The organism is Arthrobacter sp. DMZ02-1R, assembly GCF_057747935.1.
The window spans coordinates 2,383,351-2,397,158 of the sequence record NZ_CM173230.1; the positions used below are offsets into that span (position 1 = coordinate 2,383,351).

Here is a 13,808-nt window from a genome sequence, read left to right on the forward strand (position 1 = left end):
AAGAAACTGTGGCAGACAACGCTCCTGACGATGGGGACGGCGCCTCGGGCCAGTCCCAGTACCACGGCGTTCCTGCCAACGCGCTGCCCTTGACCGCCTCGGAAGACCGGCAGTGGGCAACCCTTGCGCACTTCGGCGGGATCCTCGGCTGTGTGCCCTCGCTTCTGATCTACCTGATTTTCCGCGAACGTGGCCCCTTCACGGCTCAGGAATCCAAAGAGGCGCTGAACTTCACTTTGCCTCCAACGATTGCCGCAGTGCTTGCCAACATTCTGGTCTTGCTCCCGGTGGTTGGAAACTTGTTCGCAGTTCTGGCCACGGCAATCTGGGTTGCTGTGACGTGCTTCTCTGTATCTGCCGGCATCCGCGTCAACCACGGACAGCCGCACCGCTACCGCTTCAACCTGCGCTGGATCAAATAGCGGCTGTTCCCCGGCGCGCGAGTGCTCGCGCAAGCTGGTACGCGCGCCAGCGTTCGTGCCGGCGGGGGCTACTCCGGGAGGATGCGACGCACCACGGCGTCAGCCAGTAGCCGCCCCTTGAGCGTCAAAATCAGCCGCCCTTGGAAGGCCGCCGCGGGCTCCACCAGGCCGTCGGCAATGAGGCCCGCCACGGCATGACGGCCCACCTTGTCGAGGGCGTCTACCTGGAGTCCCGTGCCGAGGCGCGCTTCCAGCATGATGCGTTCCACTTCCCGGGTTCCGGCGTCGAGGGTTTCGCGCCCAGCGGCAGGAGAGACGCCTTGACCGAGCCTGTTTGCGTAAGCGGTGGGGTGCTTGACGTTCCACCAGCGGACGCCGCCCATGTGGGAATGCGCGCCGGGTCCGATGCCCCACCAATCGTCTCCCCGCCAGTAGGCAAGGTTGTGTTTGCACGCCTGTTCGGGTGTGCGGGACCAGTTGCTGACCTCGTACCAGTCGAGCCCGGCGGCGCTGATCAGCTGATCGGCGAGTTCGTATTTGGCGGCGTGGTCGTCGTCGTCGATTCCGGGAACTTCCCCGCGCCGGATCTGGGCGGCCAGCTTGGTGCCATCTTCCACGATCAACGCGTAGGCGCTGATGTGGTCCGGTTTGTAGGACAGCGCAGTGTCAAGGGAAGTTTGCCAATCGGCCATCGACTCGCCTGGAGTGCCGTAGATCAGGTCGAGGCTCACGGCGAGGCCAGCGTCGCGCGCCCATTGGACCACCAACGGGACCCTGCTGGGCGTGTGGGTACGGTCCAGAACCTTGAGGACGTGCGGGACTGCTGACTGCATGCCGAAGGAGACCCGCGTGAAGCCGGCGTGGGCCAGCAGCTGGAGCGACTCGGGAGTCACCGAGTCCGGGTTCGCTTCAGTGGTGACTTCGGCCCCTGTTTCCAGCCCCCAGTGCCCGACGGCGGCCGTCAGGATGCGTGCCAGGTCTTCAGCAGGCAGCAGCGTCGGCGTGCCTCCGCCGAAGAACACCGTGCTCAAGGGCCGATGCGGGAGTCCGGAGGAGCCCATGGCCTTGACGGCGAACTCTACTTCCGAAATCGCAGTGGAAGCGTAGGCGTCCTGGGATGCGCCGCCCCCAAGCTCGGTGGCGGTATAGGTGTTGAAGTCGCAGTATCCGCAGCGCACGGCACAGAAAGGTATATGGACGTACAGGCCAAACTTGCGTGACTCGACACCGTCAAGCACCTGCGGCGGCAGGAGGCCGTCCGCAGGTGCCGGATCTCCGAGGGGAAGGACACTAGGCACACGATCCCCCGTATGCCCGTCCCCCGGTGTTTTGGGCGAACAGCCCCATTATTTCTTGGCCTTGTCCTTGGACTCGTCGGTGGTAAGGGCTGCGATGAACGCTTCCTGTGGAACCTCCACGCGGCCCACCATCTTCATGCGCTTCTTGCCTTCCTTCTGCTTTTCCAGAAGCTTGCGCTTACGGGTGATGTCACCGCCGTAGCACTTGGCAAGGACGTCCTTGCGGATGGCGCGGATGCTTTCGCGGGCAATGATGCGCGAGCCGATGGCAGCCTGGATGGGCACCTCGAACTGCTGGCGGGGAATGAGCTCGCGCAGCTTGCCGGTCATCATGACCCCGTAGGCGTAGGCCTTGTCACGGTGGGTGATGGCGCTGAAGGCGTCAACCTGCTCGCCTTGGAGCATGATGTCAACTTTGACCAGATCGGCAACTTGCTCGCCGTCGGCCTTCCAGTCCAATGAACCGTAACCGCGGGTCTTGGACTTAAGGATGTCGAAGAAGTCGAAGACAATTTCGGCAAGCGGCAAGCGGTACCGGATCTCTACACGGTCCTCGGAGAGGTAGTCCATGCCGCCCATGACCCCACGGCGGCTCTGGCACAATTCCATGATGGCGCCGACAAATTCGTTGGGCGCCAGGATGGTGGCGGACACCATCGGCTCACGGACCTCCGAGATCTTGCCCGTGGGGTATTCGCTGGGGTTGGTGACGTGGAGGACACGCTTGTCCTCCAGCGTGACCTCATACTCAACGTTGGGAGCAGTGGAGATGAGGTCGAGATTATACTCGCGCTCGAGGCGCTCACGGGTGATTTCCAAGTGCAGCAGGCCAAGGAAGCCCACGCGGAAGCCAAAGCCGAGCGCGGCCGAGGTCTCCGGTTCATAGACGAGTGCGGCGTCGTTGAGCATCAGTTTCTCGAGGGCATCCCGGAGCACCGGATAGTCCGTGCCGTCCAAGGGATACAAGCCCGAGAAGACCATGGGTTTGGCATCGGCATAACCGGCCAGGGATTGCGCAGCGGGCTTGGCCAGGTTGGTTACGGTGTCGCCCACCTTCGACTGGCGGACGTCCTTTACGCCGGTGATCAGGTAGCCGACCTCGCCCACGCCGAGTCCCTTGGAGGGAGTGGGTTCCGGCGAGCTGACACCGATTTCCAGCAGTTCGTGTGTGGCACGGGTGGACATCATCTGGATCCGCTCGCGCGGATGCAGCATGCCGTCCACCACGCGGACATAGGTGACCACGCCGCGATACGTGTCATACACGGAATCGAAAATCATGGCGCGCGCCGGGGCGTTGGGGTCGCCAACGGGTGCCGGCAAATCGCGGACGATCTTGTCCAGGAGGGCCTCCACGCCGGCGCCGGTCTTGCCGGACACGCGCAGCACGTCCTCGGGGTCGCCGCCGATCAGGTTGGCGAGTTCCGCCGCGTACTTTTCGGGCTGGGCGGCCGGAAGGTCGATCTTGTTGAGCACCGGAATGATGGTGAGGTTGTTTTCCATCGCCAGGTAGAGGTTGGCCAGGGTCTGGGCCTCGATGCCCTGGGCCGCGTCCACCAAGAGGACTGCACCTTCACAGGCCGCGAGGGAACGGGAGACCTCATAAGTGAAGTCAACGTGGCCAGGGGTATCGATCATGTTCAAGGCGTAGCTGATGCCGTCAAGTTCCCAGGGCATGCGGACAGCCTGGGACTTGATGGTGATGCCACGCTCGCGTTCGATATCCATGCGGTCCAGATATTGGGCCTTCATGTCGCGGGATTTAACGACGCCGGTGTACTGCAACATGCGGTCGGCCAAGGTGGATTTACCGTGGTCGATGTGGGCGATGATGCAGAAGTTCCGGATGATGGCCGGATCTGTCGCGGCGGGCACCGGTGCGGTGCGGGCCATGGGAGACACGCAGGGTCCTTACTGTTGACACTCACACGGCCGAATCCCGGACTGATCTGGACCAATCCGGCCAATGCCGCATATCTGAACTTATAGTCTCCCATGAACACGACGCCGGTTGTGCACTTCGATCAGGCGCCGTTGCGTTGCGGGCGACGCAGGATGTCAATGGAAAGTACGGTGGTGCCATGGCATCGGACACACATTTGCTTGGCAGACTCCTCAAAGGCTCCCTGGGCTACCTTCGACGGATCGTTGGAGCCCCCGTCGGTACAGAGCCCCGCAAGCCACCGAAAAGCCGGGTGTCGGCGGAGACGAGCCGCCCCCGGAACGCGGCGGCCGGCGTCGGGCAGCTTTCCCGGCCCTATCCGGGGGACTTCCGGGGCAAGGTCTCTCCGCGGTACTCCCCCAACCCTGACGGCAAACCGGATCCTGGAGAGATCGTGTGGTCGTGGGTCCCCTACGAAGAGGACTATTCCGAGGGCAAGGATCGGCCGGTCCTTTTGATAGGGCGCGACGGCGGGTGGCTGCTGGGGCTGATGTTGACCAGCAAAGACCACGATAATGGCCGCCGCTCAGGCGACTACGTGGACATCGGGACGGGCGGCTGGGACCCCCGGGGCCGGCCCAGTGAGGTCAAGGTGGACAGAGTGGTGCGCATCAATCCCGCGGACGTCCGGCGTGAGGGCGCCGTCCTGGACAAACGCACTTTCCAGGTGGTGGCCCGGCGACTGGGTGGGCAACACGACTCGGCGTAGACGGCAAATCCCCGGAAAAGCGCAGAGTCTGATAATATTTATGGCTGTGTGTCCGTGCAGGTCGACGGCCACTCATGGTTGGCTGCCATAGGCATCCCCACGCCGCTCAGTCGATGGCCAACCTGAAAACCCTCTAGACCATTTCCGCATTAAAAAGAGAGTTCACACACGTGGCTAATATCAAGTCCCAGAAGAAGCGCATCCTCACCAACGAGAAGGCTCGCCTGCGTAACAACGCTGTCAAGTCTGAGCTGAAGACGGCCATCCGCGCCGTTGCCACCGCCGTTGAGTCCACGGACAAGGATGCCGCTGCAAAGGCTCTTGTTGCTGCCAGCCGTAAGCTGGATAAGGCTGTCAGCAAGGGCGTTATTCACAAGAACAACGCTGCAAACCGCAAGTCGGCGATCTCCAAAAAGGTCAACGCACTCTAAGGTTTATCCAGTTCGACTGAGCTGAACGTGAGGCCGGCGCCCAATGGGTGCCGGCCTCAGTTATTTAAGCCCGGCACGAACGAGGCGGAACGGCCACCGGGCGGTGGCTCCGACTCACGACGCGCAATTGGACTCTCGACCCTCGGATTCCCTGTGTGTCGTCAGGAAATGTGCGTATGGCCCAACAATCTGGGTGTCGCGCGTCGGCTACCGGCCCCGGGCCGAAGCGGCAATGACCGTGACAGCGTGCTCCACCGCGTATACCGGATCCCGCGAGAGGCCTTTGACCTGGGCGTCCGCTTCAGCCGTTACCTGGATGGAACGGATCAGGCCTTCAGGAGTCCACCGTCGGACGTCCCGCTGCGCCTGCTCCACGAGCCAGGGCTGCATGCCAAGCTGCTTGGCGATCTGTGCTGACGAGCCTTGGGCTCCGGCAACCTTGGCAAGGGCGCGGAGCTTCGCGGCAAGGGCGGCAACCAGCGGCACGGGGTCAACCCCGGTGGCGAGGGCGTGCCGGAGGGTGGACAGGGCCTGCGGTCCGTTGCCGGCCATGGCGGCGTCGGCAACCTTGAACGCAGTGGCTTCCACGCGGCCGCCGTAGTACCGCTCCACGGTGGCTGCGTCCACGGTGGTGGTGGCATCCGCGATGAGCTGGTTGCATGCTGCTGCGAGCTCCGAGAGGCTGGCCCCGACTGCATTGACGAGGGCCTGGACAGCTTCCGCTTCGATGCGGCGGCCGCCTGCCTTGAATTCCGAGACGACGAATGCTGTTTTCTCGGCATCCTTTTTCAAGGGCTGGCAATCCACGACCGGCCATCCGGAGGACTTGATGGCGTCCAGAAGCTTCTTGCCCCGTACTCCCCCACCATGACGAAGGACCAACACGACGTCATTCTCAGGATGTGTGAGGTAAGTCAGCGCATCGGCAAGAAAGGCATCGTTCATGGACTCAAGGCCCTCGATCTCGATGAGTTTAGCCTCATCGAACAACGACGGCGTGACAGTCATAGCGAGGGAACCGGACTCGTAGCTTCCCGCGTTGAGTTTGCTGATTTCCACGTCCGGCGCGGTGGCCCGCACCTGGGAACGGATCCGATCCATTGCACGGATTCCGAGGTACTCCTCAGGGCCGGTGATAAGCACTACGGCGGACGGGGTAACGTCCCGCCAGCCGATGGTGTTCGCCGCGGAGGCCTTAGCCTTGGCGACCTGGGCAGCAGCCAATGTTGCTTCCTTCCAGAAGGGTTTTGCTTCGGTCCCAGTCTCCCACGTCGAGCGTCCCGCGCATTGTTCGCCAAGGCCCCGGCCCTGTAGCCGGGCGTCCGGGAGCTCCCGGAATGCCCCTTAACCCATCGGCGACGGACAGTTGACTCCGCAGCCTTCATGAGGAGAAATAGCCGGCGGTGCAAAGCCAGCACGGCGTGGCCCGTCCACGCTGGATGCAGGACCAGCCACACCAGCAGGATGGTCACAACAGACCACAGAAGCATGGTGGCAATTCCTGTCAGGCCTTCGGGCCAGGACAGTGCGGCTCCCGGAAGTCCTGCGAAGAACCGGGCGATGACCGCCACCATTCCCGCGCTCACTCCGGCAATGGCCATAGGAATGGCAGCTAGCCAGGGAACCAACGGAACGATCGGAACGGCAATGGTCCCCAGGATAGTCACCGGTGGGACAAACGGAGCTGCCGCGACGTTCGTCAGCAATGAGTAGCTGGAGAATTGTGGCTGCAGGGCAACAATCACCGGGCTGCACAGGAGCTGCGCTGACAAGGGAACAGCAATGGCCGAAGCGATCCAGGAAGGCAGCCAAGCTGGAGCCCAGGATGCGATGGGCCCTGCCAAGAGGACAATCCCCAGCGTGGCGAGGACCGACAGGAGGAATCCCACGCTCATGCCAAGTGAAGGATCCAGAATGAGCAGGCTACTGATTGCGAGGCAGAGAAAGCCCAGGCTCCGGCCCCGCCGCCCGCCGCTGAGGGCTGTAACGCCGATAGCCCCCATAACGGCTGCCCTGAGGACGCTCGCATCCGGGCCGACCATCATGACAAAGGCGGCCAAGCCCACAAGGGCCCCGATTGCCGCGGCGCTCCTGGGAAGCCGTAAGCTCCTGGCCAAAAGCACCAAGCCCCCAAGGATGAGGCTGCAATTTGCGCCGCTGACGGCCGTGAGATGGGTGGTGCCGGTGGTTTTCATAGCGGCTTCCAGGCCTTCGTCCAGGCCGGAGGTGTCGCCCGTGACCATTCCCGGCAAAAGACCTGCGGCGTCGCCCTGCAACCATTCGGCAGCAGAGGCGAATTGCTTCTTCAACTGCGCCGGACCTTCCGGCATAGCGCCCTCCGTTTCCAGCCTGGGCTGTGCGTTGGGGCGGTGCTGTGCATCGAGGTCATGCCGCGCGTCCGGCTTCAAAGGAGGTGTAGCGGCCGCGAGAACGCCGGCCTCCAACTGGCCTGCTTTTGCCTGCTTCAGCTTCCCCGCGGTTCTGATCTCGTCGCCCGTTGCGACCTGGTCCCAGCCCTGCCCCCCAGTGAGCAGAATTCTTGTGCGGGAACGGATCAACTGACCATCGGTTGCTATGTCCATCACTTCTGCCGGAACTGCCCACCGTCCCGATCCACGCGAGCCAGTGCCCAGTTCGCGGGGCTCTCCCACGATCAGCACGTGGATGACAACGGAGTCCCGCGATGCCGCGGCCTCAGCGACGGGGCCGTCCTGGCGCGGTCCCGCATCCATTGCTGCATGGGCCGCCACGGCAGCACCGAACAAGCACGCAACGGCCAGGGTGGCGGCAAGGGTCCTTGAGCGCGAACGCGAGTTACCGCCGACGCGGGCTTCCGAGCGCCTGGGCTCCGGGTGCCTCCGAGCGGTTTGCCGAATCTGGGGGATTCGCTGACGCCGGCCTCCCAGCAGAAGCCCCGCGACAACACACAGGCCCGCACACAGGGCCATTATCCATAACGACGGCAAGAAGGGAGCGGAGAGGGATACGGCCCACGTGAGCGTGGCGGACGGGACCAGCCGCAGGTCGATCCGGCTACGGTTCCCATGGGCGTCCTCGCGCCCCGACGGCGTCGATCGCGGGGCACTCGCCTGCCCGGTTCCCTTCATACCCGGTCGCCGGCCATGTCAGACCGTCACCAAGGGCAGTAGGGCTTCCATCATCTTCGGGCCGACGCCATCTACGGCGTCCAGGTCTTCCACCGCCACAAACGGACCGTGCTGCTGCCTCCACTCCACGATGCGCTTGGCCAGGACCGGACCAACCTTTGGCAGGGCATCGAGTTCCTCAGCCGTCGCGGTGTTGAGGTTGAGCTTTCCTCCCGCAGAGGCTCCGGATCCCGAGTTACCGCTTCCCGAAGTTCCCCCTCCACCATCTCCGCCCGCGGCCCCGCCGGCAGCTCCAGCCGCTGGAGCGGTAACGGCATCCCCTGCCCGCGGAACATGGATCTTCGCCGCGTCCTGCACTACCGCCGCAAGGTTGAGGCTGTTCAGATCGGCGGCCGGCTCCGCGCCCCCGGCAGCGGCGATCGCATCAAACACTCGTGCTCCGGCCGGCAATGTGACGATCCCGGGGTCCTTCACGGCACCGGCCACATGGACAGTAAGCTGGCCGCGCCGCGATTCGGGCGGGTCATCCTGTGCTGTGCTCACACCAACGCGTGGCGCTGCACCAGCAAGCGAACTGCGGACCAAGGGCGCGACGGTTGGCTGGGCCGTCCACGCCTGCCAGGCGAACCACAACAGCAACAGCAAACATGGAACGGTCAGCAAGACAGCTACTCGCCTCGGCGTGCGCCAACGAAGCCGCGGAGGAGCCATCGATTCGCCAGAGGCGCCTGAATCGCCGGAATCTGGTTCGCCGGAAGAGTAGCCGGACGGGGAAGTCCCAGTGTTGCCTTCAAACAACGTGTGCAAGGGCAGTAACGGGTCGCTATTGTCGTGACCCCGATGAAGTCCGCCCTGTCCGGCGCCTCCCAGCTCAGCACTATGCTCGCCAGCCAGAGGCGGTGCAAGACGGGCCGTGAACCGTCGACGCGCAGCACTCGCGGCGTCGTTGGCTGAGGCGGCACCGTTCCTGCGTGGCATACCACCGAGCCTAGAACTGCCCACCCCGCCGTGGCAGGCGGCATCGACCCTATGTGGACAAGGACGCTGGCAAGAGGCAGTGTGGAGGATCAGTTGCACCCGGGGACGCGTCAGCAATCAAGTGGGAGATCGGAGCAGCGTCGGTGCAGTCGATATCTGGCTCGTACAGGTCCGCCGGAGTGTCGCCGATGTCCGGACTGGACACCGTGCAGTCGCTGCCCTCGCGGCTTACGTCGACGCCAGTCGTATTCTCCCCCGTCTCTGGCAGCTTCGCCACCAGCATGCGGTCGATGACGCGGATCGGGACAGCGACATACGTGGAGCGGGGCCAGCGACCTAGGGTTCACGGTCAGCTACACGGAAGCCGTAAGCCTCGGCCACCCACCAACCAAGGTCGATACTGCGGACAAGCAGGCAGTCCGGTGGAAGTCGAGTTTCAGCTGAACTGGCACGACGGACGATGGCTCCTCGGGATAGGACACGCGCCCATCCGCGCAGTGACGTCCCACCCTGCAAAACCCGGCGGATAAACCGCCTGCCAAGTCAGGACGGATAATTCCTCGCCCCACTTTCCGAGTGAGCCTTTGGCCGTGGCTGCGGTGAATGACCCGTCACGGCCATACCTCAAGCAGCTTCCGGTGGTCGAGTCATCCTCTGCTCTGCTCCCGCCAACCGTCGACGCGCAGCACTCGCGGCGTCGTTGGCTGAGGCGGCACCGTTTCTGCGTGGCATACTTTCCTGACACGCTCTCAGCAAAGAGAAGTCCCGGCACCTGATCTGATTGATGAACGGCCGGGACTTCTACAACAAAAGTGATTACCAAGTAACCAAGCTCATGCCCAGGCTGTTGGCAATCGTCCGGGTGGAGGTGAAGAGCACGTCGGGCGAGCACACATTTGCACCCTGGTCGTGTACCGATCCGCAATTGTTCGGGTCAGCGTTCAGCACTGCTTGGATCATGCCGACAGCACCGACCGACCCATCGGAACGAGGCATAAGGACGGGGCCGCCGCTGTCACCTTGAATCGCGGCAATCTGGCCGTAAGTCTGCTGATAGCCCTCAATGTTGTATGTGCCGCCATAGCCGTCGTTCCACCAGTAATACATGCCGATGACCTGAATATTGCAGTGCACCCCGGAGTTGCCGCCGCTCGTGCAGATACCGTCGCCCGGGGAGACATCCTGAAACCCTGAGACGGCTTTCGAGTATCCCGCAGTGTTATTCCAGGCGCCGTCGAACATCCAGCTGCTGCCCGTGCCGTCAAGGAGAGATGCCTGGCCATCTGGCGAATCCCGAAGTTCATACCCTACATAGACCCCGGAGTTGTCACGGTCATAGTAAGAACCTTGGGGGCAGTGCCGTGCAGTTACAGCGTAGGAGCGGCTTGCGTCTTTCAGCGAGAAGCCGGTGCTGCAGGTGTGACCGGATTCGATCATGTAGCCGCCGGAGTTGAACGGCGCATAGTCATTCGAGCGCGTTGCCCTTGCCGGAGTCGCTCGGCGGTTGTCGGTCACTTTCACGGGTCCGCCAGCCGCCGTCCCTGCGGTTGCTGACACCTTCGCCAGGTCCGGTGTCGACTGTCCAACGGAGTGCCCTTCGACGGCGATGGCGCCGTCGTCATCGCGCACGCCCACGATTCCATCGACTTGGAAACCGAGATCCTTGAATGCCTTACTCTGGGCATCGATCTTTGTAATCGCGGCCTTGATTTGCGGCCACCCAATGCTTGAAGTCGGATAGTTTTTGCTGATTGGCCACGAATGTCGGACCGTTTGCCTTCGTGTAGCGATCGATCTCGCTTGACCCAGAAGGGGCTGTCGGCGAGGTCGTAGCCGCCACCGCGGCACCACCACCGATTCCGGTTGAGACGAGCAAAATGGCCGCCGATGCGCGGACAGCAAGTGATAAGAACTTCAATTTACCCCCAGGTTTGATTAGTTCTTCGATATTTAATTTTGTTAGGTTGGCTATAGCGGGCGTCACCAATTAGGACGCTGGTCCGCGCAGCGTGGTCGTTACTTGTTTTTGAAGTTGAGAGTGTCGGTTCCGCCCTTCCATGTCAAAGTGTCCTGATTAAAGGTCATTTCAATAGGCTGTTTCAGGAACTGTACGACCCACTTTTCCTGTTCAGCCGGGTCGCCGACGCATCCAACCGCTCCGACCGCCAGCTTTTCAACAATGAGAGTGCTCCCTGTGATCATTGCTGGTCCGCTGATTGGATTACAGGGAGTCTTCGCGGTGAGCTCTAATCCACCATTCACAGAATTCAGCTCCACCGTAAGCCCGCCAGTAGCTACCCACGGGAGAGTGACGCCGTTCGAAGTCCCCGAAATGCTGACGTATTGAGAGCACGGAGCAGAGGGAAGGAAAGGCGCGCAGGATACATGTGGAGTTGCGGAACTGATCGGAGGCGGAATGGGTACGGCTGTGCCGGCTTTGCCGACCGGGCCGGACGCGCAAGAAGTCATGAGCAGACCGACGAAAAATAAGCAATAAGTGAATCTCGGCAACCGACAATGCTTCATCGAATCCCCCTGAATGTTGAAATTGATCGGAGCATATACATGGATGAGGTCTTTGTCACTGAGCTTCTCGTACATTGTTTTCAACGATTCGTGCCAAGGATCCGTCGTCGCGTTTCGCGGCTTCGGCAACAAGGTCGAGGCTCAGGTGGGCCGCGGCCTCGGCCAGGAACGAGGGATGGGACAACCCCGACCGGCCTTTGGAAGTCGCCGGGCCGGCCGGGGCTGCCCGGTTCTTACGGGACGGCGTCGTTGGGCCGGGGGCCGGAGGATAGTCGCTTGGCAGGCTCAGCGTGGTCAGGCACCACTCCAAGGCTGCCCGCGATCGAGCTCAAGAGAAGAGCGGGGATCTTGGACCGGCGCCGGTGCTTCATGCGCCTGGGCTCTTGCCGGTCAGGTACGTTTCCACGCATGGTCCGGACAATCCTGTTACCTATTGTTTTGACGCTGTCCAATGTCTTCTCCTTTCCTTGTCTGCCACGTACTCGTTGCTTCAGGTGGTCTTCCGACGATCCACCCCTTGATCCGCTCCCCACGGGTTGCCCCCGATGAAGCCTGCGGGTCTCCACTTATTAAGTTGGTATGCGGTATCCTTCGTGACGCGAAAATCGGCTTGCATCTTCGGCCTTTGCCCAACAAGGTCGCCGCTGGCCTTTGCACGTAGGGGACGATTGCTGCTACGTCGCCATTGCCTTATGTACCGAGACGTGCACGCTGACCAACTACTTCCAGATCCGCTGTGCGTTTACGACCTTGTGATGACCCGGCATCACGCAGCGCTAGCCCCGAGAACTCGAATAGCGCAGCAAGCAAAGAGGAGCGCAGTGACAGGGCCGCAGCTCCCGGGGTGGGAATGGGATGAGGGTCGATCCCGCGAATTGAAGGATCAAACCGCAGAGACATGTTCGGAAATCCTCCGAGACGCCAGGCACGGAGCCGTAACCAGGGCCGTGCCTGCCCACGCTGCGCCCTGCCACATAGTCGACCAGAAGTCCGGACAATCACGATAAAGGCGAAGGGTCGACCACAGTTAGAACGAACGTAAGCCAGATCAAGAGTACGAAGTGCTACATCGAAGAGTACGAAAATGAGCGGGGCCAGATGAGTGACCGCCTTCGCGAGAAGGTGACGGGTCGAAAGGTCGATCCGGGACTGACGGAGGGAAACAAGCGAGATCAGGTTCATCCACAACGAGAAGCTCTCCCACATGTATGCCTGACGGGCACGCCGTTCACAAATACCGAGGCCCTGGCTCGGATTTTCTCAACCATGGGAAAGGCGAACCCGGCCGTGACGTGTCCGCGGAGCTGGCAGTACTTTTCAGTCGCCGTCCGCGGACGGCTTCGCGAGGTCTTTGCCTGTGGCGGGGCTGCTTGCGCTGGAACCGCCTGCCGCGACGCCAGGCGTGCTGCTTTCCCCAACGACCACCACCAAAACGCCGAGGCCTGCGTGAGCTGCGAGGACGGCAGGCAGGGCACTTATCTGTGCAGGCGGGCATCCCAGGCAGTCCTCCCCCAGCCGCGACGCCAGCCGTTCGGCCTCTGCCAGGTTTCCAAAATGGTGCACGGCAAGCCGGGACTGTCCCGACGGCCGGGAATTGACATCAGCAGAAACGATTTCCTCAAGCCGAGCGACGGCCTTAGCCGCCGAACGCACCCTCTCAAGCGGCACGATCTTGCCGTCGTCGACCGCCAGGATTGGTTTGATGGACAGCATTGTCCCGAGCAAGGACGCGGCAGTGCCGATTCGTCCGCCGCGCCGTAGCTGCTCAAGGCTTGGCACATAGAAATAGACCTTGGTACGGCCCAATCTCTCCTCGGCAAAGCGACGGACTTCCGTGGCCGAACGGCCGTCTGCTGCGGCGACGAGCGCACTTTGGACGCCCATGCCTAGGGCCATTCCCACGGTGCGCGAGTCAATGACCTCCACCGGGATTGCGACCCGCTGTGCGGCCAACCGGGCGGCATCGGCGGTGCCGGACAGCTCGGCGGAAATATGGATGGAGACGACAGCCTCAAAGCCGCGAGACTGCGCGGCGAGGTAAGCCTGTTCGAATTGCCCGGGTGAAGGACGTGAAGTCTTCACTGACGATCCGGCCGCCAAAGCCAGCGCCAGTGTCTCAGTGATGTCATCTTCGCCCTCGCCGTAGATTTCTTCGCCCACCATGACAGGCATCGGTACGACGGCGAGGCGCCCGTCCGCAACGAACGCTTTGACCCATTCGGCCGGCAGTGCGGCTGCCGAATCAGTGACGACGGCGGTCCGCACGGCGACAGGCGGCGGTTCAGCTCCGGCGCGACCCGGCGTCGTCGGCTGACGCAGGCGGGCCAAACGTTCCTTGAGCCACAACCATGCGGGTGGTTCGCGGTCCGTCAACGGTGCCTCCTGGGCTGCTGGC

General features: G+C 62.6%; 13 protein-coding genes. 3 read left to right on the forward strand and 10 right to left on the reverse strand.

The window, feature by feature from the left end; translation table 11 throughout:
* The first annotated feature begins 8 nt into the window (after positions 1 to 8).
* Positions 9 to 422 carry a DUF4870 domain-containing protein gene (locus AC3ANQ_RS11625; RefSeq protein ID WP_265977346.1) on the forward strand — a complete coding sequence of 138 codons (414 nt, stop codon included), beginning with the start codon at positions 9 to 11 and terminating at the stop codon, positions 420 to 422.
* 68 nt (positions 423 to 490) lie between these two features.
* On the opposite strand, the gene hemW is transcribed toward AC3ANQ_RS11625, so the two are convergent.
* Positions 491 to 1,720 (reverse strand): radical SAM family heme chaperone HemW, encoded by a 1,230-nt coding sequence (hemW, locus tag AC3ANQ_RS11630; protein WP_488305186.1) that lies wholly within the window; start codon positions 1,718 to 1,720, stop codon positions 491 to 493.
* Between the two features lie 48 nt (positions 1,721 to 1,768).
* On the reverse strand, positions 1,769 to 3,622 hold the full coding sequence (gene lepA, locus AC3ANQ_RS11635; protein ID WP_488305187.1) for a translation elongation factor 4: 1,854 nt from the start codon (positions 3,620 to 3,622) through the stop codon (positions 1,769 to 1,771).
* Positions 3,623 to 3,801: 179 nt separating this feature from the next.
* On the opposite strand from lepA, the gene AC3ANQ_RS11640 reads away from it, so the two are divergent.
* Positions 3,802 to 4,371 carry a type II toxin-antitoxin system PemK/MazF family toxin gene (locus AC3ANQ_RS11640; protein WP_488305188.1) on the forward strand — a complete coding sequence of 190 codons (570 nt, stop codon included), beginning with the start codon at positions 3,802 to 3,804 and terminating at the stop codon, positions 4,369 to 4,371.
* 170 nt (positions 4,372 to 4,541) lie between these two features.
* Positions 4,542 to 4,802, forward strand: a complete 261-nt coding sequence (rpsT, locus tag AC3ANQ_RS11645; RefSeq protein ID WP_028267110.1) for a 30S ribosomal protein S20 — start codon at positions 4,542 to 4,544, stop codon at positions 4,800 to 4,802.
* 207 nt (positions 4,803 to 5,009) lie between these two features.
* On the opposite strand, the gene holA is transcribed toward rpsT, so the two are convergent.
* The 8 genes from holA to AC3ANQ_RS11685 form a co-directional block, all read right to left on the reverse strand.
* Positions 5,010 to 6,026, reverse strand: a complete 1,017-nt coding sequence (gene holA, locus AC3ANQ_RS11650; protein ID WP_488305189.1) for a DNA polymerase III subunit delta — start codon at positions 6,024 to 6,026, stop codon at positions 5,010 to 5,012.
* Entirely contained in the window at positions 5,945 to 7,552 is a 1,608-nt protein-coding gene (locus AC3ANQ_RS11655) for a ComEC/Rec2 family competence protein (RefSeq protein ID WP_488305190.1), read from the reverse strand. The genes holA and AC3ANQ_RS11655 overlap by 82 nt, the downstream gene beginning before the upstream one ends.
* 375 nt (positions 7,553 to 7,927) lie before the next feature.
* Complete coding sequence (locus AC3ANQ_RS11660; RefSeq protein ID WP_488305191.1) at positions 7,928 to 8,452, reverse strand: helix-hairpin-helix domain-containing protein; 525 nt, start codon at positions 8,450 to 8,452, stop codon at positions 7,928 to 7,930.
* Positions 8,453 to 9,703: 1,251 nt separating this feature from the next.
* Positions 9,704 to 10,522: a chymotrypsin family serine protease gene (locus AC3ANQ_RS11665; RefSeq protein ID WP_488305192.1), complete on the reverse strand. Its 819-nt coding sequence runs from the start codon at positions 10,520 to 10,522 to the stop codon at positions 9,704 to 9,706.
* A gap of 37 nt (positions 10,523 to 10,559) precedes the next feature.
* Complete coding sequence (locus AC3ANQ_RS11670) at positions 10,560 to 10,871, reverse strand: hypothetical protein (protein ID WP_488305193.1); 312 nt, start codon at positions 10,869 to 10,871, stop codon at positions 10,560 to 10,562.
* 32 nt (positions 10,872 to 10,903) lie between these two features.
* On the reverse strand, positions 10,904 to 11,488 hold the full coding sequence (locus AC3ANQ_RS11675) for an META domain-containing protein (protein ID WP_488305194.1): 585 nt from the start codon (positions 11,486 to 11,488) through the stop codon (positions 10,904 to 10,906).
* A 158-nt stretch (positions 11,489 to 11,646) separates the two neighbouring features.
* Complete coding sequence (locus AC3ANQ_RS11680) at positions 11,647 to 11,865, reverse strand: hypothetical protein (protein ID WP_488305195.1); 219 nt, start codon at positions 11,863 to 11,865, stop codon at positions 11,647 to 11,649.
* A gap of 865 nt (positions 11,866 to 12,730) precedes the next feature.
* Positions 12,731 to 13,786, reverse strand: a complete 1,056-nt coding sequence (locus tag AC3ANQ_RS11685; protein WP_488305196.1) for a DegV family protein — start codon at positions 13,784 to 13,786, stop codon at positions 12,731 to 12,733.
* Between the last annotated feature and the right edge of the window lie 22 nt (positions 13,787 to 13,808).